This is a genomic window from Sphingopyxis lindanitolerans (assembly GCF_002993885.1).
Lineage (GTDB): Bacteria > Pseudomonadota > Alphaproteobacteria > Sphingomonadales > Sphingomonadaceae > Sphingopyxis > Sphingopyxis lindanitolerans.
On record NZ_CM009578.1, the window covers coordinates 1,035,575 to 1,054,635 of the forward strand.

The following is a 19,061-nucleotide window of genomic DNA, read 5'->3' on the forward strand; positions in this document are numbered from 1 at the left end:
CTCCTGCCGCCGCGTTCCGATGCGGTCGGCAGTTCGTTGACGCGCCTCTCGGAGATGGGCCCCTGCCTGCGCAGGGGTACGATGGGTTTGAAACGCGCGCGCGCTCACTTCATCGCCTCCAGCTTGGCGACGATCTCGGGCACCTGGTCAGCCAGGATCACGCCCTGGATCTGTTCGCGAATAATCCCCTTGCCGTCGATCAGGAAGGTTTCGGGCACCCCCGACGAACCGAGCGCGATCTGGACGCTGCTCTGCTGGTCCGACCCGATGCGCTCGAAGGGATTGCCGTTCTCGGCCAGGAACTGCGCGACATCCTCGGGCCGGTCGCGGATCGCGATGCCGTCGATCGGGACGCCCGCCGCTTTCAACGCTTCGAGTTGCGGCGCCTCGGCGCGGCACGGGATGCACCAGCTTGCGAAGACATTGACCAGCCGCGGCCGCCCGTCGGCAAGCTGGCTGCTCTTCAGCCCCTCGACCCCCGTGGTCGCGGGCGGCAGGTCGAACAACGGCATCGGCTTGTTGATCCATTGCGACTGGATCAACGTGTCGTTCGGCACCGTCAGGCGATAGATGAAGGCGCCGAACAGCAATCCCATGATCGCCAGCGGCACGAACAGAACCCAGCGGCTCCTCATGCGAAACGCTCCCGTGATTTCCGCGCCCGCCGCGCGCGCCAGATTTCGAGCAACTGCGCGCGGCCGAGCAGCGACAGCGTCGCCCCGATCGCGATCAATGCGCCGCCGAGCCAGATCCACCACACCAGCGGCTTCCACCACAGGCGAAGCTGATAGCGGTCGATGCTGCCGTCGGGTGCGGTCACCGCCTGCCCCAGCACCACATAAAGCTGCCCGCCCGGCCGCGTCAGCAGCGCCGCCTCATTGGTTTCTGTCGGCGGCCCGCCCATCAGCCCCGGAAAGGTTCGCGCCGCGGGGTGCAAGGTGAAGGATGCGCCCGAGGGTGTGGTCGCGACCAGCGTGCCTTCGATCGCGGTATAATTCGGCCCGGCGATCGGCTTCACGCCCGCGAACTTCACCGAGAAATCGGCGACCGTCACCGTCTCGCCCGGCGCCGCGGCGACGAGGCGTTCCTTGATGAAGGCGCTTTCGGCGCCCATCCCGGCGAGCGCGACCGCGACTCCGAAATGCGCCATCACCATGCCCCAGGTCGGCAGCGGCGTGCGGCGAAGATTGCGGCCCCACAAGGGCGCCAGGCTCGCCACCCCGACCAGTCCCGCGACCGTCATGCCGAGCAGCGGCAGCACGCCGACCTTGCCGCCGAACAGGATCAGCCCGAACAGCACCAGCGCGGCGGCGAACACCGCGACCGGCAGCCGCGACCAGAGCTTCTTGCCGTCGTCCTTGCGCCAGCTCAGCAGCGGCCCCGTGACCATGACGAGACAGAGGATCAGCGCCAGCGGCCCGGCGACCTTGTTGTAATAGGGCGGCCCGACCGAAATCTTTTCGCCCATCGCCTCGGCGACGATCGGATAGAGGGTGCCGAGCAGCACGAGCGCGAGGATCGTCGTCAGCAGCAGATTGTTGATGACCAGCGAACCCTCGCGGCTGAGCAGCGCGAATTTCTTGCCCTCGGCCACCGCTCCCGCGCGAAAGGCGAACAGGGTCAGTGCGCCGCCGATATAGATGAACATCAGCGCCAGCAGGAAGGTGCCGCGCTCGGGATCGACCGCAAAGCTGTGGACGCTGGTCAGCAGGCCCGACCGGACGATGAAGGTGCCGACCATCGACATCGAGAAAGCGATGACCGCCAGCATCACCGTCCAGGCGCGCAGCGCGTTGCGCGTCGCGGTGACGCTGACCGAATGGAGCAAGGCCGCGCCCGCGAGCCACGGGATCAGCGAGACGTTCTCGACCGGATCCCAGAACCACCAGCCGCCCCAGCCGAGTTCATAATAGGCCCAGTAACTGCCCGCGGTGATGCCAAGGGTCAGGAAGATCCAGCTGCCCAGCACCCACGGCCGCATCGCGCGGGCGAAGGCGGGCCCGATCTCGCGCGTCACCAGCGCGCCGACCGCGAAGCTGAAGGCGACCGAGATGCCGACATAGCCGATGTAAAGCGTCGGCGGATGAAAGGCGAGGCCCGGGTCCTGGAGCAGCGGGTTCAATCCCTGCCCGTCGGGCGGTGCGATCGGCAGCCGCTTGAACGGGTTCGACGAAAAGATCAGGAAGGCGAAGAAACCAAGGCTGAGCGCCGCCTGCGCCGCGAGCGTCGCGATCAGCGTATCGTTGCGCAGCCGTTTTTCGAAGATCGCGACAAGCGCGCCCGACAGGCCGAGGATCGTCAGCCAGAGCAGCATCGACCCTTCGTGATTGCCCCACGCCCCCGCGACCTTGAACAGCATCGGTTTCAGGCTGTGGCTGTTGCGCACGACCAGTTCGACCGACATGTCCGACCGCACGAACAGAGTGATGAGCAGCAGAAAGGCCGCTGCGGTCAGCACCCCCTGCGCGACGCTCGCCGGGCGGACCAGCGCCGCGAGATCGTCCTTGCCGGTGCGGATATAAAGGACGCCCGCGACGAGCGACAGGCAGGCCAGCGCCGCCGCGATCCAGAGCAGCGCAAGGCCGAGTTCAGCGATCATGTGTTACACCGTAAAACAGGTTTTTGTCATTGCGGGGGGCGTAGCGACGAAGCAATCCCCAGCCATCGTCACCACAGGCCGCAAGCTGGAGATGGCTTCGCTTCGCTCGCAACGACGGAAATTCGATGGCGTTCATTCCCCCGGCACCAGTTTCATATTCTTCGGCATTTCGCCCATTTGCGGCGGCATATAGCGCTCGTCATGCTTGGCGAGGATGCGGTCGGCGACGAAAACCCCGTCGGCGCGCATCCGGCCGTCGGCGACCATGCCCGAATTCTCGGCGAACAGGTCGGGGACGATGCCGGTGAACTGGACCGGGATCGACGCCTTGCCGTCGGTCGCGACGAAATCGATCGTCAACCCGTCGCTCTGCCGCTTGATGCTGCCCGCGGCGACCATGGCGCCCAGCCGCATCGCCTCGCCGACTTCGGCCTTGCCGGCCTTTACCTCGGCGGGGGTGCGGAAATAGGCGGCCTCGTCGCGCAGCGCGCTCGCCGCCAGCACGCCCGCGCCCGCAACGCCGCCCAGCGCGACCAGCGCCAATATCAATCGTTGATGCTTCGCCTTCATTTGCGGTCCCCGCGCCCTTGCTTGGCGCGCAGCGCGTCGCTGCGCTTCTCTGCCTTCGCCATCGCGCGCCAGCTATGCCACAATACGCCGCCGGTGAGCAGCGCCGTCAGCGCATAGGCCGCGACCACATAGGCCCATTGCCCGTTCCCGCTGATCACCCCCGTCATACGTCAACTTCCCTCATCGTCGGCGAGCCGCCGCAGCCGCGCCGCGACGCGATTGTCGGCGATGATCCGCCGCATCCGCATCAACACGATCGCGCCGAACAGCAGCGAAAAGCCCAGCACGGTCAGGCCCAGCGGCCACAGCAGCGAACCGTCGATGCTCGATCCGCCCAGCGTGATGCTCGGCCCCTGATGCAGGCTGTTCCACCACACGACGCTGCGGTTGATGATCGGAATGTTGATCGCGCCGACCAGCGCATAGATCGCCGCCCCGCGCGACAGCGACCCGCCCTGCCGCTGGCCTTCGTCGCCCGTCGTCAGCGCGATGAAGCCGGCATAGAGAAAGAGGAGGATAAGCATCGAGGTCATCCGGCCGTCCCATTCCCACCAGGTGCCCCAGGTCGGCTTGCCCCAGATCGACCCGGTGGCAAGGCACAGCGCGGTGAACAGCATCCCCGGCACCGCGATCGCGCGCGCCGCGATCCCCGACAAGGGGTGGCGCCAGACGAGCTGGACCAGTCCCGCGATCGCGAGCGAGGTCCAGCCGCCCATGCCGAGCCAAGCCGAAGGGACATGAACATAAAGGATTCGCGCGGTTTCGCCCTGCTTCGCTTCGCCCGGCACCATCGCCAGCCCGGCGAAAGCCCCGCCGAGCAAAAGCAGCAGCCCGACGCCGAGCAGCCACGGCGTCAGCGGCTTGGCGATCGCAAGAAAGCGGGTGGGGTTGGCGTAAGCGTGCATCGGTTCGCGTCGTCTTTAGGTGAGGCCGGTTTGCCGGTCCAGTGAATTGCCCGGCGCGACCCGGCGAGGCTTCTCTTGCCCGTCGGGCGGGGCGCGTCAAGCCTGTGCGCCGTCCTGCGGAGTCCATCCGCAAAAACCCCTCATTCCTCCGGCCGCGTCCATATCCAGCTTCCGGTCACTGCCGCCGCGATCACCGGCGCCATCACCCACGGCCAGGGCGAGAAGATCGCCGCCAACAGGATGCTGAAAGCGAAGGCGGCGGTCGCGGCCATCTTGCCCTTGCGGCTGATCGCGCCCTTCTCGCGCCACGCGGCGATATGATGGCCGAAATGCGGATGCGTCAGCAGCCATGCCTCGAGCCGCGGCGACGAGCGCGCGAAGCAGAAGGCGGCGAGAATGACGAACGGCACCGTCGGCAGCAGCGGCAGGAAGGCGCCAATCGCGCCAAGGCCCAGCGACGCCCAGCCTGCGACCAGATAGAAATGCCGTTTCATCGATGGCGAGGCTTAGCGGAAATCAACGTCCGCACCATCCACCAATATCGTCATCCCGGCGAAGGCTGGGATCTCGACCTCGCGTTGTAAAGCTGCGGTGAGATCCCGGCCTTCGCCGGGATGACGATTGGGATGGCGGCCTATCCCCGCCCGATCAGCGTCTGCGCCATCCGGTCGGCCACCACCGACGCGGGGGTGCCGCTCGCCCTGCTCTCGGCCCAGATTTCGGCGAGGCGGCCGGGGATCAGCTGGATGCGGCTTTCGACTTCCTCGCGGCTGCCCTGGCCCAGATATTCGAGCGCGACGTTGATGATGCCGCCCGCATTGATCACATAATCGGGGGCATAGACGATGCCGCGATCGTGGATGCGCTGCCCGTCGGCGTCGGTGGCGAGCTGGTTGTTCGCGGCGCCCGCGACGATCGACACCTTCAGGCGCTCGATGCTCGCCTCGGTCAGGGTCGCACCGAGCGCATTGGGGCTGAGCACATCGGCCTCGACCTCCATGATCGCCGCCGAATCGGCGAGGTCCGCTCCCAATTCCTCGGCAAGCGCCTTCGCCCGCGCCAGGTCGACATCGGCAAGGGTCAGCTTCGCGCCCTCGGCCGCCAGTCGCCGCGCGACGGCTTCGCCGACGCTGCCGACGCCCTGCACCGCGACGCGCACTCCCTGCGCGCTGTCGGTGTTCAGTTTCTCGCGGATCGCGGCCTTGATCCCCAGATAGACGCCGAGCGCGGTCAGCGGGCTGGGATTGCCGCCCACCGCGTCGCCCGCCGCCGGCAGGCCGCTGACATGGCGCGTCGTGCGGGCGATCTCGACCATGTCGGCCACCGACATGCCGACATCCTCGGCGGTCACATAGGCGCCGCCGAGCGACTCGACCGCACGGCCGAACGCCGCGAGCAGTTCGGGGGTCTTGGCGCCCTGTTCGTCGGCCAGGATCACGCCCTTGCCGCCGCCCATCGGCAGGCCCGCCATCGCATTCTTGTAGCTCATCCCGCGCGACAGGCGCAGCGCGTCGGTGATCGCCGCGGCGCGCTGCGGATAATGCCAGTATCGCACGCCGCCCGCGCCGGGACCAAGGTGGGTCGAGTGGACCGCGATGACCGCCGTCAGCCCGCTGGCGCGATCGCGGAACATGTGGACATGCTCATGATCGTCGAAATCGGCGAAATCCCAGACAGCGGACATGGACTCGATCCTCGCGTTCAAAAATTACGTATGAACGTAATAAAGGAACAGGGGTCGCGAGTCACGCCGTTTCCTGCGTTCTCGCCTGATCGGGTAAAGAAATGGGGCGACCAACGGGGCTCGAACCCGCGACCTCCGGTACCACAAACCGGCGCTCTAACCAACTGAGCTATGGTCGCCACATGCCCGGCGAAACCGCCAGCGACAGCGCGCGGCGATAGGCGCGCCCTACCCCTTCGTCAAGCATTGTTCGCGCGGGTCGGCCCCCCTAAAAGCGCGGCATGGCTGGCAATGATCATGTCGATATGAAGACCTCGGGCGCCGACCGCACCGCCGCGCGGCTCGCGGCGGCGCCCGGCATCAGGCGTGCGCCGACCCCGAAGCTCGAGCAATATATGCTCGCACGCTTCCTCGACCCCGACACCTGCGCCGCGCTGGTGGCGATGATCGACGCCAACGCGCGCCCGTCGACGATCGCCGACCCCAATGGCGACGACGCCTTTCGCACCAGTTCAACCTGCGACCTCGACCATCGTCACCCGGTGGTCGTCGCGGTGAACGACCGGCTCCACGCGCTCACCGGCATCCCGCGCGAATATGGCGAACCGCTGCAAGGCCAGCGTTACGACGTCGGCGAGGAGTTCAAGGCGCACACCGATTATTTCGACCCCGACGGTGCGGACTGGGACACCTATTGCGCGATCCCCGGCCAGCGGAGCTGGACGCTGATGATCTATCTCAACCAGCCCGGCGCGGGCGGCGCAACGCGCTTCCTCTCGACGGGGAAGCTGCACCAGCCCGAAACCGGCAAGCTGCTCGCGTGGAACAATGTCCGTCCCGACGGCACCCCCAATCCCGAAACGCTCCACCACGGGATGAAGGTGCGCAAGGGGCGCAAATATATCATCACCAAATGGTTCCGCGAACGGCCGTGGCCGTGGGCGGAGGGAGAGCTGGGTTAGCCATTCCCCCGGCGACGGCGATCATCCTATGTTGAAAACGCCGTGTGCCCCCGCGCAGGCGGGGGCCCATCTCCGGTCGGTGCTATTTTGAACCGGCCGGAGACGGATCAGTATCGGGTTGACCATGCCCCGCATGGTCAAGGATCGTCCGGGGGACGATCCGACCCGATGCTCCTGCGCGGGGATACACAGCCTTGTTTGAAGGCTTCATTCTGCGATGATCGCGCTCGACTTAGCGCACCAGTCGATACTGAAAGCTCAAGGTCAGCGTGTTCGCGACCTGCCCCGGTTCGACCGGAGTCGCCTTGGCCGCGGCATCCATTGCCTGCATGCGGACCATCGGCATCGGCGGCTGCGGTCCGCCGAAGCTGCCTTCGCCGATCGCCACCAGTTCGGCGCCGCGAAAGCCCGCGAGGCGCGCATAGTCGGCGGCCTTTGCTTCGGCTTCCTTGATCGCCGCGCCGCGCGCGCCGACAAGCTGCGCGTCGGGATCCTTCATCCCGAACCACGGCCCGTCGACATTGGTGCCGCCCGCCGCGACCAGCGCGTCGAGCAGCGGCCCGATATCGTCGATCTTCGGAGTCGTCGCGCGCACGCTGTTCGACACCTGATAGCCCAGAAAGCGCGGCGGCTGGCCGTCGCTGCGATTGCTGTAATCATATTGCGGCGACAGGTTGATGCCGCTCGTCTGAATATCCTCGGCCTTGATCCCGCGTGCCTTTGCCGCGGCGATCAGCTTGTCCATCGCGGCGGCGTTGGCGCGCATCGCCTCGACCGCGGTCGGCGCGGTCGTCGTCACTCCGGCGCCCACGGTCGCCTGGTCGGGGCGCGAGCGCACTTCCTGGCTGACCGAAAAGCTCAGGATCGGCCCCGCTGTCGTCGCTGTCGTCACCGTCGATCCTCCTTGCTGGGCGATGGCGGGCATCGCGGCCATCAGCGCGATACCGGCCGCCATGGCGGTGAACATTGGCTTCGTCATGTCATTCTCCTATCGTCGCTCCGTAACGCTGACGGAGCGAACCCGTTCCGGCCTTTGCATGGAGGCCGCTTGCATCAGGCTGAACGCATCGGTAGCGGGGCGTTCATCATGGCAGCACCGATCTTATCTTATGAAGGCCTCGGCCTGGTTCAGGGCAGCGGCTGGCTGTTCGCCGATCTCGACATCTATGTCGGCGCGCGCGACCGGCTGGCGCTGATCGGCCGCAACGGCGCGGGCAAGACGACGCTGCTGAAACTGCTCGCGAACCGCATCGACGCCGACAAGGGCAAGCGCACCATCGTCCCCGGCACCCATGTCGTCATGCTCGAACAGGAACCCGACCTGTCGGCGTTCGACACGCTGATGGACTTTGCCACGGCGGGCGCCGACGCCCCGGCCGAGCATGACGTCGCCGCGATCGCCGACCAGCTCGGCATCGACATGGCGCGGACCGCCGCCAGCGCCTCGGGCGGCGAGCGCCGCCGCGCCGCGATCGCCCGCGCGCTAGCGCAGAACCCCGACGTGCTGCTGCTCGACGAGCCGACCAACCACCTCGATCTCGCGGCGATCGACTGGCTCGAAAACTGGCTGGCGCGCTATACCGGCGCCTTTGTCGTCATCAGCCACGACCGCACCTTTCTGACCCGCCTGACGCGGCAGACCTTATGGCTCGACCGCGGCAGCATCCGCCGCAAGGAAATCGGCTTCGGCGGCTTCGACGAATGGACCGAGGCGGTGTTCGCCGAGGAGGCGCGCGCCGCGCAGCGGCTCGATTCCAAGCTCCGGCTCGAGGCCCATTGGCTCGAACGCGGGGTCACCGCGCGGCGCAAGCGCAACCAGGGCCGGCTCGAAAAATTGAAGGAAATGCGCGCCACCCGCGCCGCGATGATCGGCGGCCCCGGCGTCGCCAAGCTTGGCCTCGCCAACGACGACGTCCGCTCGAAATCGGTGATCGTCGCCGAAAATATCTCCAAGAGCTTTGGCGGCCGCCCGATCATCAAGGATTTCACCTTCCGCGTCCAGCGCGGCGACCGCATCGGCATCGTCGGCGCCAATGGCGCGGGCAAGTCGACTCTGCTCAAGCTGCTCACCGGCGAAATCCAGCCCGACGAAGGCAAGATCACCCTCGCCCCGACGCTCGACGGCATCGTCATCGACCAGCAGCGCAGCCTCCTCTCGCCCGAAAAAACCGTGCGCGACATCCTCGCCGACGGCGGCGACTGGGTCGAGGTGCGCGGCGTCAAAAAACATATCCAGGGCTATTTGAAGGAATTCCTTTTCGATCCCGGCGTCGTCGAGGCCAGCGTCGGCGCGCTGTCGGGCGGCGAGCGTTCGCGCCTGCTGCTCGCGCGCGAGTTCGCCCGCGAATCGAACCTGCTCGTCCTCGACGAGCCGACCAACGACCTCGACCTCGAAACGCTCGACCTGCTCCAGGAAGTCATCGCCGATTATGAAGGCACGGTGCTGCTCGTCAGCCACGACCGCGACTTCCTCGACCGCACGGTGACGGTGACGCTGGGCCTCGACGGGTCGGGCAAGGTCGACATCGTCGCCGGCGGCTATGCCGACTGGGAAGCGAAGCGGGTCAGGCCGGCGACCGCAAAGACAAAGGCCACGCCGACCGGAACCGCCTCACCCCCGCCGCCGCAGGCGCGCAAGAAACTCAGCTACAAGGACCAGCGCGACTACGACCTTCTCCCCGCGCGGATCGAGGCGATCGAGACCGAGATGGCGGGGATCGAAACCGAACTGTCCGACGGCGGCCTGTTCACGCGCGACAATGCGCGGTTCAATGCGCTGACGGCCAAGCTCGACACGCTGCGCGCGGAAAAGGCGGCGGCTGAGGATCGCTGGCTGGCATTGGCCGAAGAGGTGGAAGCGCTGGGATGATCCGTGGTGCGGTGCACCGCCAGTTGCCATTGTCGAACCTCCGCGCCATCGTGCGCCCTCGGCAGTCGATGGAGTTCTTGAATGATCGCATTCTTATTCCTCGCAGCGCTGCAGGCCGAAGCGGGATCCACTGCCGTCACATCGCCACACGCGCCGCAACTACTCAACCCCAAAACCGTTCTGTCCAACACTGACTATCCCGGCCCGGCGCTGCAAAAAAGCCAGACGGGAATCGTATCTATTCTTTTGCACGTCTCTCCCGAAGGGCGAGTCTCCTCGTGCGATGTCACCGAGAGTAGCGGCTTTCCCCTGCTCGACGCTGCGACATGCCGCGCGCACAAGGCCCGAGCACGCTTCACTCCGGCCACGGACGCTGCCGGTGCGCCCATAGCAGGCTCCTATCGAACGGTTGCAACATGGGGAGTTGGTGACGATCAACCGCACGCCCGCGCAACTTTTCCATTGCAAGTATCTCAACTGCCAGCCAGCTATAAGCAGCCTGTTGAACTAGAACTTCTTTTCGGCGCGACCGGCCACGTCACAGCCTGCAACGTCAAGACGACAAGCGGCAGCGGCGCCGCGGACCGCGCCGCCTGCGACTATTTAGATCAGCAGTTGATCGTCGATCCACCCAAGAGTGGATCAGACGGGGTCGAGCCGGTCGCCGTCCGAACCATCACGGCTGTCCTCACGGTGGATGGGGCCGATAAAGCGAGCCGATAGGTGGGGCCGGCCGGATCGCAAACGCGCCTCACCCCGTCCCGTAAAAACGCGCCAGCCGGTCGAGCGCCAGCCCCAGCACCAGCTTGCCCGATCGCGCGGGCCAGCCCAGCGCCTTCTCGGCGCCGCCGATCCCCTCGCCCGCGCAGATCACGCGCCAGCAGATGTCGGCGAGCCCCGGCCCGGCGTGATCGATCGCGGCATGAAAGCGCCGGTGCGCGTCGATGCGCGCCAGCCAGGCGTCGGCCGCGCGCGCGCCGCCGCGGCTCTTGGCCGGGGGTGCGGCGTCCCAGCGCATCGTCAGGCGCGCCGACAGGCCCGCGCGTTCATAATCGGCGCGCAGCCGCTCGCCCGCCGCAAGCTGCGCCGCGGTCAGCATCCCGCGCGCCGCGAGCCACGCGATCGGACTTTCGGCGACATTGACCGTGACATGCCGCATGACCTGCGGCCCCGCCTTGCCGGGATCGAGCCGGTCGTCGGGGTGGAGGCGAGTTTCGAAGCGGCGTGCGGTCATGCGAATCTCCTTCAGGCACGACCGCTTGACATTGGATGATATTGTAGGAAAGAAGAAACCGATTTGGTTATCGGAGGTCCGCCATGATCAACAGCATCCGCGCCGTCCGCCGCGCCAAGGGCCTGACGCTCGAAGAGGTGGGGCAGCGCTGCGACCCGCCGACCACCGCGCAGACGATCGGCCGCCTCGAAACCGGCACGCGGACGCTGTCGCTCGGCTGGATGAACCGCATCGCCAAGGCGCTCGGGGTCGAGGCCGCCGAACTGGTCCAGCTTCCGCAGGATACGCAACTCACGATCACCGCGCTGCTCGGCGCCGAAGGCGCGCAAGCACCGACCCGCGTCGAACAGGCGCTCACCGCGCGTCCGGGCGAGGATATGGCCGCAGTGCGCGTCACCTCGTCGATCGGCGATTATCGCGCGGGCGACGAAATCTGGTGCCGCCGCATCGCCGGCGATTGGGCCAGCGCGCTCAACCGCGACCTGCTCGTCCCGCGCCCCGCCGGCCGCTTCTTCTTCGCGCGGCTGCTCAACGTCGATGGCGAAAAGCTCCACTTGCTCCCGCTCGGCACCGGCCAGCGCCAGCAGGTCGTGAGCAATCCGCCCTGGGCAGCGGTCGCGGTGCGGCTGATCCGAACGCTCTAGACAAATCGCGTGCAATCCAAATCCCCGCCTCCCCGAGCGAAGACGAGGGGCTCTGCCGAGCGAAGTCGAGGCCGTCACGACGCGGCTTCCGCTGCGCTCGAACGAACCCATCGTCTTCGCTCGGGGAGGCGATACGGATTCATGACTCGATGTTCCAAGGGGCCAATATGAATTCGCCGCTCCGCATCCTATCCATCGCCACCCTGTTCCCCGACGCGGTGCGGCCGACCTTTGGCCTGTTCGTCGAAAAGAGCCTGCGCGCGCTGGCCGCGCAGCCGGGCATCAATCTCACCATCGTCGCGCCGGTCGGGGTGCCGCCCTTTCCGCTCTCGCTGCACCCTCGCTACCGCGCGCTCCGCGCCCTGCCGGAAACCGAGTCGTGGGACGGCCTCACCGTCCACCGCCCGCGCTTCGCGCTGGTGCCGCGCTACGGCGCGCGCTTCAATCCGGGGCAAGTCGCGCGCGCCGTGCTGTCGGCGGTGCGCGGGCAGACATTCGATGTCGTCGATGCCGAATTCTTCTACCCCGACGGCCCCGCCGCGATGCGCGTCGCCGATGCGCTCGGCCTGCCCTTTTCGGTCAAGGCGCGCGGCGCCGACATCAGCCATTTCGGGCACGACCCGGCGACGCGGGCCGCGGTGCTGAAGGCCGCCGATCGCGCCGCGGGCCTGCTCGCGGTCTCCGCCGCGATGCGCCGCGACATGGCGGCGATCGGCATCGATGCGGGCAAGGTGGCGGTGCATTATACCGGGATCGACACCGGCCGCTTTCACCCCGGCGACCGCGCCGCCGCGCGCGCCGCGCTCGGCATGGGCGACGGCCCGGTCATCGCCACCGTCGGCGCCCTCATTCCGCGCAAGGGCCAGGCGCTGGTGATCGAGGCGCTGCCCGCGCTTCCCGGCGTCCATTACTGGCTCGCGGGGGCGGGCGAAGAGGACGGCCGCTATCACGCCCTGGCGCAGCGGCACGGCGTCGCCGATCGCGTCCACCTGATGGGTCCGGTCGCCAACGCCGACCTGCCGCTCCTCTATCGCGCCGCCGACGCGCTCGTCATGCCGTCGGTCAGCGAAGGCCTTGCCAACGCCTGGGTCGAAGCGCTCGCCTGCGGAACGCCGATCGTGATCAGCGAGGCGGGTGGCGCCGCCGAACTCGTTACGTCAGCGACCGCGGGCCGCATCGTCCAACGCACGCCGCACGCGATCGCAGCGGCGGTGCAGGGCATCCTCGCCGCGCCGCCATCACCAGCGGCCGTCGCCGCCAGCCTGAACGGCCGTTTCGACTGGGACCGCAACGGCCGCGAACTGGCCGACCATCTCCGCCGCTGTGCGGGCCATTAAATAGGGACAGTCCCTATTTAATCACACGACCGCGCCGTCGTCCTTGCGGGTCACGCGCTCGGCGCCCTCGGTCGCGGCGCTGGTGCGCGGCACGAAGCTTTGCGGGCCGACCTTCAGCCAGACGAGCACCGGGGTCGACATCAGGATCGACGAATAGGTGCCGACGAAGACGCCGAACAGCATCGCCGCGGTGAAGCCAAAGATCACGTCGGGGCCGAAGAGCAGCAGCATGCCAAGCGCCAGCATCACCGACACGCTGGTCATGACGGTGCGCGACAGCGTTTCGTTGATGCTGAGATTGAGCAGCGGGACGATCTCCATCTTCCGATATTTCTTCAGATTTTCGCGCACGCGGTCATAGACGACGATCGTGTCGTTCAGCGAATAGCCGACGATCGTCAGCAACGCCGCGATGCTGTTGAGGTCGAACTGGAGCTGCGTCACCGCGAACAGGCCAAAGGTCAGCGCGACTTCGTGGAACAGGCGCCCCAGCGCACCGACCCCGAACTGCCATTCGAAGCGGATCCAGATATAGATCGAGATGCCGATCATCGCGAGCACGAGGCTGAGCGCGCCGGTGCGGATCAGCTCGCCCGACACCTTGCCCGACACGGTCTCGACCGACCCGGTGTGGGCGGTCGGAAAGGCCTTGTGGATGCCGTCGACGAGCTGCTTGCCCGCGCGGTCGGCCGCCGCCTTGTCGCCCTCGGGAAGCCCGGTGCGGATCGCCACCGCCTTGTCGGAGCCGAATTGCTGGATCGTCGCTTCGCCAAGGCCGATATCGCCGACCTTGTCGCGAATCTCGTCGATCTTGGGCATCGTCTGCGGGAATTCGACGCGGACCGACTGGCCGCCGACGAAATCGACGCCCAGATTGAGGCCCTTCACCGCGACCAGCGCGATCGATACGACCACGAGGATGAAGCTCGCGGCCGACGCGATTTTCCGCCACCGCAGAAAATCGATATTCGTGTCCTCAGGGACGAGTTTCAGCAGACGCATCGTTTCGCTCCCTTTCTCTTAAATGGTGATGGTCGTCGGACGCTTGGCGTGCAGCCAGCGGGCGGCAAACAGGCGCGTGACGGTAACGGCGGTAAAGACGCTGGTGGCGATGCCGATGGTCAGCACCACGGCAAAGCCCTTGATCGGGCCGGTGCCGAACCAGAACATCAGCGCCGCGGCGATGACGTTGGTGACGTTCGCGTCGAAGATCGCGCGGCTCGCCTCCGAATAGCCAAGCTCGACGGCCTGGAACACCCGTCGCCCGCGCTTCAATTCCTCGCGTATGCGTTCGTTGATCAGCACGTTGGCGTCGACCGCGGCGCCGATCGTCAGCACGAAACCGGCAATGCCCGGCAAGGTCAGCGTCGCGTTGAACCCCGCCATGATCGCGATGATCAGGAAGAGGTTGAAGAAGAGCGCGATGCACGCATAGACGCCGAAACGGCCATAGACGATCAGCATCAGCACGAGCACCGAGACCGTCGCGATGATCCCCGCGATCGCGCCCTTGCGAATCGAATCGGCGCCGAGTTCGGGGGTCACCGTCCGCTCTTCGACCACCGTCATCTTGACCGGCAACGCGCCCGAGCGCAGCGAGATGGCAAGGTTGTTCGCACTCGCGACCGAGAAGCTGCCCGAAATCTGGGCGCTGCCGCCCAGGATCGGCTCGTTGATCGACGGTGCCGACAGCACCCGGCCATCGAGCACCATCGCGAACCGCTTGCCGACACTCTGCGCCGTCACCTTGGCGAAAGTCGCCGAACCGCCCGAATCGAAACGGATGTTGACGACCGGCTGGCCCGACTGGCCGTCATAGCCCTGCTTGGCGTCGAGCAGCTGTTCGCCGCTGATCATGACCTGACGGCGCAGCACCTCAAAGCTCTGTCCGGCACCCGCGCCCTCGGCATAGGGGACGATCTCGCTCCCCACCGGCACGCGGCCCGCCGCCGCTTCATTGGGGTCGGCATTGGTGTCGACCATGCGGAATTCGAGCCGCGCGGTCTTGCCGATCAGATCCTTCAATTGCTGCGGGTCCTGAAGGCCCGGCACCTGGACGACGATCCGGTCGTCGCCCTGGCGGATGATCGTCGGCTCGCGCGTGCCGAGCGCGTTGACGCGCTTGTCGATGATGTCGCGCGCGGTATCCATCGCATTGGCGACCGCCTGCTTCTGCCCCGCCGCGGTCGGCGTCAGCACCAGGCGCGTCGTATCGATAACGTCGATCTGCCAGTCGCGCTGGCCGGTCATGGCCGCGCCGCGCGTCTCCTTGAACAGCCGGTCGCGCGCTTCGTCGAGCTGCTTCTGGTCGCGGACAAGAAAGCTGATCTTGTCGCCCGCGGTCGACAGTTCGCCGATCGCGATGTCGTCGTCGGCCCCGCGCTCGCCGCGCATCGCCGCGCGCACGGTCTTTTCCATGTTGGCGAGCTGGGTCTTTTGAAGATCGCCGACGTCGGCCTCGAGCAGCAGATGGCTGCCGCCCGCCAGGTCGAGGCCCAGATTGACCTTCACCTGCGCGAAGGACGGCAGGCGGTCGAAGGTTTTTTCGGGCAGGAAGCTGGGAATGGAAAAGACGATGCCGAACAGCAGGATCAGGCTGATGCCGATGGTCTTCCAGCGCGGGAAATCGAGCATAGGGAAATTCCGGTTCTGGGCGCCGCCGCCGGCGGCGCCGGGGCATCAGTCGTTCGCGGGTTTCGCGCCGGGCTGCAGGACGTCGGAGATGGTCGACTTCACCACCTTGATCTTCACGCCCTGCGCGATCTCGATGTCGGCGAAATCATCATCGACGCGCGTCACCTTGCCGACGATGCCGCCGCCGGTCACCACCTGGTCGCGCGGCTTCACCGCCGCGACCTTGGCGCGATGTTCCTTCATCCGCACCTGCTGCGGGCGGATCAGGAAGAACCAGAAAACGACGAAGATCAGCAGATAGGGCACCAGCATGATGAAACCGGCAACTCCGCCCGCGGAGCCAGCCGCCTGGGTCAGAAGCAGATTGGTCGACATGAATGAAAGACTTTCTGTGTGCAGCATCACCCCCTCCCCCCGGGAACGGGCGCGCAAATAATGGCGCGGCGCCTATCACGCGGGGAAATGCGACGCAACCGCTCGCTGCGCGCGCCCTCCCCTTGCAGGCGAGGCAGACATGGGGAGGCGGGGGGACAGATCAAGGCGTGGGCGGCGCGATGGCTGGTATGGCAAGGATATGGACGCAGAGGCGCTGGCTGCGAAGAGGACGACGACCGTCGGCTCGTCCTGGCGAGCGCAGCGAAGCCATCCAGAGCGGTGGAGCGCCGCCCCTCGATGGCCGCGTCGCCCCGGATCAAGTCCGGGGCTCCTCGCGACGACGCCGAAAATCTGCTCGGCTGCTGCCTCCGCCGCTTGCATCCCCCGCCAAGCCGCGCTAGGGGCCTCGCCTGCCCAATCGGGCCGGTCGGGACGTAGCGCAGCCTGGTAGCGCATCACACTGGGGGTGTGGGGGTCGGAGGTTCGAATCCTCTCGTCCCGACCAATTTGATCCATAGCATCAAGGCGACGGCACCGTGCAGACGGGCCTCGCGGTCGCGCGTGCCGGGCTGAGGCGGCATTCCCCAGGGAAACGCCGCCCCGTCCGGTTCAGCTCGCGTCGTCGGGCGCGTCTTGCGGGTCGTCCTGCGGCGGCGGGGCGGCGCGGGCCTTGCGCATCGATTCCATTTCGCCCTTGTCGATGAAGCCGTCGCCATTGGCGTCGAGATGCTTGAAGAAGGCATCGATCCTTTCGGGCGAGGCCAGCGACGGATCGCCCTGCCGCTCGGCGCGCATCTGGGCCATTTTGGTAATCTCGGCCTTGTCGAGCTTGCCGTCGCCATTGCCGTCCATCATCGCGAACATGCGGCCGCCGTCGTGCGGCGGCTGCGCGCTCGCGGCGACGGGCATCGCCACCCCGAACGCGGCGGCGATCATCGTCCATGTCTTCATAGTCCATCCTTTGTTTGTTCGGCGAGAGCGCCGGGCACCCCGGCGCGGACATGGGGGCGCGAATGTCGCAAAACTATGGCAGCGGCCTTCGGCCCGTCACGGCCGCAGCACGACCTTCCCCACCACCTCGCGGCGTTCGAGCATCGCGAACCCCCGACGCCAGTCGGCAAGGTCGAGCGCGGCGTGGACGTGCGGCCGGATCCGGCCCGCCGCCGCGAGCGCGTCGATCGCCGCGACATTTTCCGCGCCGCGCGCCGGAAAGCGGCGGCCATATTCGCCCGCGCGCACGCCGACGACCGAAAAGCCCTTGATCAGCGGCCTATTCACCGAAACCTCGGGGATGCGTCCCGACGCAAAGCCGATCACCAGCAGGCGACCGCCGAACGCGATGCAGCGCGTCGATTCGTCGAAGATGTCGCCGCCGACGGGATCGAAGATCACATCGGCGCCCTGGCCCCCGGTCAGCGCCTTCACTTCCTCGCGGAAACCGGGTTCGGCCGCGATCACCGCATCGGGGGCATAGGCGCTGGCGACCGCGTCGCGCTTGGCCGCGCTGCTCGCCGCCGCGATCACCCGCGCGCCGAGCGCCCGGCCAAGATCGACCGCGGCCAGCCCGACGCCGCCCGCCGCGCCATGGACGAGCAAGGTTTCGCCCGGCTCGATCCGCGCGCAGCGGACGAGCGCGACATAAGCGGTGAGATAGGCGACCGGATAGGCCGCCGCTTCGTCCCAGCCGAGCGCCGCGGGCTTGGCACGCAGCGCCGCGGCCGGGACCACCGCATATTCGGCCATCGCGCCAAACCGATTGCCGCCGACCACCGCGTCGCCGGCGCGCCAGCCGGTGACTCCCTCGCCCACCGCATCGACCTCGCCCGAAAATTCGAGCCCCGACACGAAGGGCAGGTCGGGCTTCAACTGATAGGCGCCGCGCGTCATCAACAGGTCGGGGAAATTCACCGCGGCGGCGCGCACCCGCACCCGCACCTCGCCCGGCCCCGGCTCGGGCACCGCCAGTTCGACCAGCATCGCGCCCGCATGATCGGGCAAAAGGTCGCGCACCTGCAAAGCCCGCATCGAGAAAAGCCTTTCCTACAATATCCCAATATGGTTCGTTTTAGAAATTGAACAAACCACAGGAGCGAATCATGCCACGACCCGATCCGTTGACCGCCGACGCCGACGCGCTGATCGACGCCGTCATCGACCGCGAAGGCCGATATGTAAACCACCCCGCCGATCGCGGCGGCCCGACCTGCTGGGGAATCAGCGAAGCGGTCGCGCGGGCGCAGGGCTATGACGGCGCGATGCGCGAGCTGCCGCGCACTGCGGCGGCCTCCATCTATCGCAGCGTTTATTGGCTGCGCCCCGCCTTCGACCGGGTCGCGCTACGCGCCCCCAAAATCGCCGCCGAACTCTTCGACACCGGCGTCAACATGGGCACCGGCACCGCCACGGGCTTTCTCCAGCGCGCGCTCAACGCGCTCAACCGCGCCGCGCGCGATTATCCCGACATCGCGGTCGACCGCGCCATCGGTCCGCGCACCCTGTCGGCGCTCGACGGCCTGTTGAAGGCGCGCGGCCGGGGCGGCGAGACCGTGCTGCTGCGCGCGATGGAGGCGCTGCAGGGCGAACGCTACATCGCCCTCGCCGAACGCCGCCCGAGCCAGGAAGCCTTCCTCTACGGCTGGCTGGCGAACCGCATCGGCGACGGCTGATGCCTCACCGCGCGCCATTGGGCTGAACTTCCCTGAACTTTGAACCTGTAGGAGCATTGCCATGAGCATCATCGAAGGCCTGATCGGCCCCATCGCCAAGCTGATCGACAAGATCATCCCCGACCCCGAAGCGCGCGACCGCGCCAAGCTCGAACTGCTCAAATTGGAGGGCAGCCAGGAAATGGACGCGATTCGGACGCGGATGACCGCGATCGTCGCCGAGGCGAACAGCACCGACCCCTGGACCAGCCGCGCGCGGCCGAGCTTCCTCTATGTCATGTATGCGCTGCTGCTGTGGGCGATCCCGATGGGCCTGATCGCCGCCGCGCGCCCCGCCATGGCAAGGAGCATCGCCGAGGGCATGAATGCCTATCTCGCGGGCATTCCCGAACCGCTCTACGCGCTCTTCGGGACCGGCTATCTCGGCTACACCGCCGCACGGGCCTGGGGACAGGCGAAAGGGGTGAGCGGCTGAAAGCGTCGCCAAAATGGCCGTGGTCACCCGCGAAAGCGGGTGCCCATCGCCAAACGGAGCTATTTTGAACTGGCATCGGATGGGCCGGGGGCGGCGGCTTTTCCTAA

Annotated in this window: 21 protein-coding genes and 2 tRNA genes; 8 read left to right on the forward strand and 15 right to left on the reverse strand. The window is 67.1% G+C overall.

The features are described from left to right. Positions 1–104 precede the first annotated feature (104 nt). The 8 genes from CVO77_RS04960 to CVO77_RS04995 all read right to left on the reverse strand — a co-directional run bounded on the left by CVO77_RS04960 (position 105) and on the right by CVO77_RS04995 (position 5,937). Positions 105–635 (reverse strand): DsbE family thiol:disulfide interchange protein, encoded by a 531-nt coding sequence (locus CVO77_RS04960; protein WP_105998159.1) that lies wholly within the window; start codon positions 633–635, stop codon positions 105–107. Continuing rightward, positions 632–2,599, reverse strand: coding sequence for a heme lyase CcmF/NrfE family subunit (locus CVO77_RS04965; RefSeq protein ID WP_105998160.1), 1,968 nt, complete (start codon positions 2,597–2,599; stop codon positions 632–634). Before CVO77_RS04965 ends, CVO77_RS04960 begins: the two co-directional genes overlap by 4 nt. A gap of 132 nt (positions 2,600–2,731) precedes the next feature. After that, the gene (ccmE, locus tag CVO77_RS04970) at positions 2,732–3,169 is read right to left on the reverse strand and encodes a cytochrome c maturation protein CcmE (RefSeq protein ID WP_105998161.1); all 438 of its coding nucleotides are present in this window, start codon (positions 3,167–3,169) and stop codon (positions 2,732–2,734) included. Next, entirely contained in the window at positions 3,166–3,336 is a 171-nt protein-coding gene (locus CVO77_RS04975; protein WP_105998162.1) for a heme exporter protein CcmD, read from the reverse strand. Before CVO77_RS04975 ends, ccmE begins: the two co-directional genes overlap by 4 nt. Positions 3,337–3,339: 3 nt before the next feature. Beyond that, a complete protein-coding gene (gene ccmC, locus CVO77_RS04980; RefSeq protein WP_105998163.1) occupies positions 3,340–4,074 on the reverse strand; it encodes a heme ABC transporter permease CcmC in 735 nt (244 codons plus the stop codon). 140 nt (positions 4,075–4,214) lie between these two features. Then, entirely contained in the window at positions 4,215–4,568 is a 354-nt protein-coding gene (locus CVO77_RS04985) for a YbaN family protein (protein ID WP_105998164.1), read from the reverse strand. Positions 4,569–4,708: 140 nt separating this feature from the next. Then, complete coding sequence (locus CVO77_RS04990; RefSeq protein WP_105998165.1) at positions 4,709–5,758, reverse strand: Glu/Leu/Phe/Val family dehydrogenase; 1,050 nt, start codon at positions 5,756–5,758, stop codon at positions 4,709–4,711. Between the two features lie 102 nt (positions 5,759–5,860). Then, positions 5,861–5,937: transfer RNA gene (locus tag CVO77_RS04995), tRNA-His, on the reverse strand. Between the two features lie 102 nt (positions 5,938–6,039). On the opposite strand from CVO77_RS04995, the gene CVO77_RS05000 reads away from it, so the two are divergent. After that, positions 6,040–6,720, forward strand: coding sequence for a prolyl hydroxylase family protein (locus CVO77_RS05000; protein ID WP_242446102.1), 681 nt, complete (start codon positions 6,040–6,042; stop codon positions 6,718–6,720). Between the two features lie 232 nt (positions 6,721–6,952). Here the strand turns inward: CVO77_RS05000 and CVO77_RS05005 are convergent, their stop codons facing one another. After that, a complete protein-coding gene (locus CVO77_RS05005; RefSeq protein WP_105998166.1) occupies positions 6,953–7,699 on the reverse strand; it encodes an SIMPL domain-containing protein in 747 nt (248 codons plus the stop codon). Positions 7,700–7,807: 108 nt separating this feature from the next. Between CVO77_RS05005 and CVO77_RS05010 the strand changes: the two genes are divergently transcribed. Together CVO77_RS05010 and CVO77_RS05015 are read left to right on the forward strand one after the other, a co-directional pair. Next, entirely contained in the window at positions 7,808–9,589 is a 1,782-nt protein-coding gene (locus CVO77_RS05010) for an ABC-F family ATP-binding cassette domain-containing protein (RefSeq protein ID WP_106000649.1), read from the forward strand. Positions 9,590–9,670: 81 nt separating this feature from the next. Then, on the forward strand, positions 9,671–10,312 hold the full coding sequence (locus tag CVO77_RS05015; RefSeq protein ID WP_105998167.1) for an energy transducer TonB: 642 nt from the start codon (positions 9,671–9,673) through the stop codon (positions 10,310–10,312). 28 nt (positions 10,313–10,340) lie between these two features. Here the strand turns inward: CVO77_RS05015 and CVO77_RS05020 are convergent, their stop codons facing one another. Beyond that, positions 10,341–10,823, reverse strand: coding sequence for a DUF6456 domain-containing protein (locus tag CVO77_RS05020; RefSeq protein ID WP_192878867.1), 483 nt, complete (start codon positions 10,821–10,823; stop codon positions 10,341–10,343). Between the two features lie 83 nt (positions 10,824–10,906). Here CVO77_RS05020 and CVO77_RS05025 point away from each other — a divergent pair, with 83 nt between their 5' ends. Both CVO77_RS05025 and CVO77_RS05030 read left to right on the forward strand, forming a co-directional pair. Next, positions 10,907–11,467 (forward strand): helix-turn-helix domain-containing protein, encoded by a 561-nt coding sequence (locus CVO77_RS05025; protein WP_105998168.1) that lies wholly within the window; start codon positions 10,907–10,909, stop codon positions 11,465–11,467. Between the two features lie 167 nt (positions 11,468–11,634). Beyond that, a complete protein-coding gene (locus tag CVO77_RS05030; RefSeq protein WP_106000651.1) occupies positions 11,635–12,804 on the forward strand; it encodes a glycosyltransferase in 1,170 nt (389 codons plus the stop codon). A gap of 21 nt (positions 12,805–12,825) precedes the next feature. On the opposite strand, the gene secF is transcribed toward CVO77_RS05030, so the two are convergent. Genes secF through yajC form a run of 3 tightly spaced genes read right to left on the reverse strand, consistent with a single transcriptional unit; the run spans position 12,826 to position 15,813 of the window. Beyond that, positions 12,826–13,806 carry a protein translocase subunit SecF gene (gene secF, locus CVO77_RS05035; RefSeq protein ID WP_105998169.1) on the reverse strand — a complete coding sequence of 327 codons (981 nt, stop codon included), beginning with the start codon at positions 13,804–13,806 and terminating at the stop codon, positions 12,826–12,828. 18 nt (positions 13,807–13,824) lie between these two features. Next, complete coding sequence (gene secD, locus CVO77_RS05040) at positions 13,825–15,438, reverse strand: protein translocase subunit SecD (protein ID WP_105998170.1); 1,614 nt, start codon at positions 15,436–15,438, stop codon at positions 13,825–13,827. A 45-nt stretch (positions 15,439–15,483) separates the two neighbouring features. Next, a complete protein-coding gene (gene yajC, locus CVO77_RS05045; protein ID WP_105998171.1) occupies positions 15,484–15,813 on the reverse strand; it encodes a preprotein translocase subunit YajC in 330 nt (109 codons plus the stop codon). A gap of 428 nt (positions 15,814–16,241) precedes the next feature. Between yajC and CVO77_RS05050 the strand changes: the two genes are divergently transcribed. Beyond that, a tRNA-Pro gene (locus CVO77_RS05050) sits at positions 16,242–16,318 on the forward strand. A 104-nt stretch (positions 16,319–16,422) separates the two neighbouring features. Here CVO77_RS05050 and CVO77_RS05055 read toward each other — a convergent pair. Continuing rightward, positions 16,423–16,764, reverse strand: a complete 342-nt coding sequence (locus CVO77_RS05055) for an EF-hand domain-containing protein (protein WP_105998172.1) — start codon at positions 16,762–16,764, stop codon at positions 16,423–16,425. Between the two features lie 96 nt (positions 16,765–16,860). Beyond that, positions 16,861–17,838 (reverse strand): NADPH:quinone oxidoreductase family protein, encoded by a 978-nt coding sequence (locus tag CVO77_RS05060; protein ID WP_105998173.1) that lies wholly within the window; start codon positions 17,836–17,838, stop codon positions 16,861–16,863. 71 nt (positions 17,839–17,909) lie between these two features. Between CVO77_RS05060 and CVO77_RS05065 the strand changes: the two genes are divergently transcribed. Continuing rightward, the gene (locus tag CVO77_RS05065) at positions 17,910–18,479 is read left to right on the forward strand and encodes a glycoside hydrolase family 108 protein (RefSeq protein WP_105998174.1); all 570 of its coding nucleotides are present in this window, start codon (positions 17,910–17,912) and stop codon (positions 18,477–18,479) included. Positions 18,480–18,540: 61 nt separating this feature from the next. Beyond that, a complete protein-coding gene (locus tag CVO77_RS05070) occupies positions 18,541–18,954 on the forward strand; it encodes a holin family protein (protein WP_105998175.1) in 414 nt (137 codons plus the stop codon). Positions 18,955–19,061: the final 107 nt, after the last annotated feature.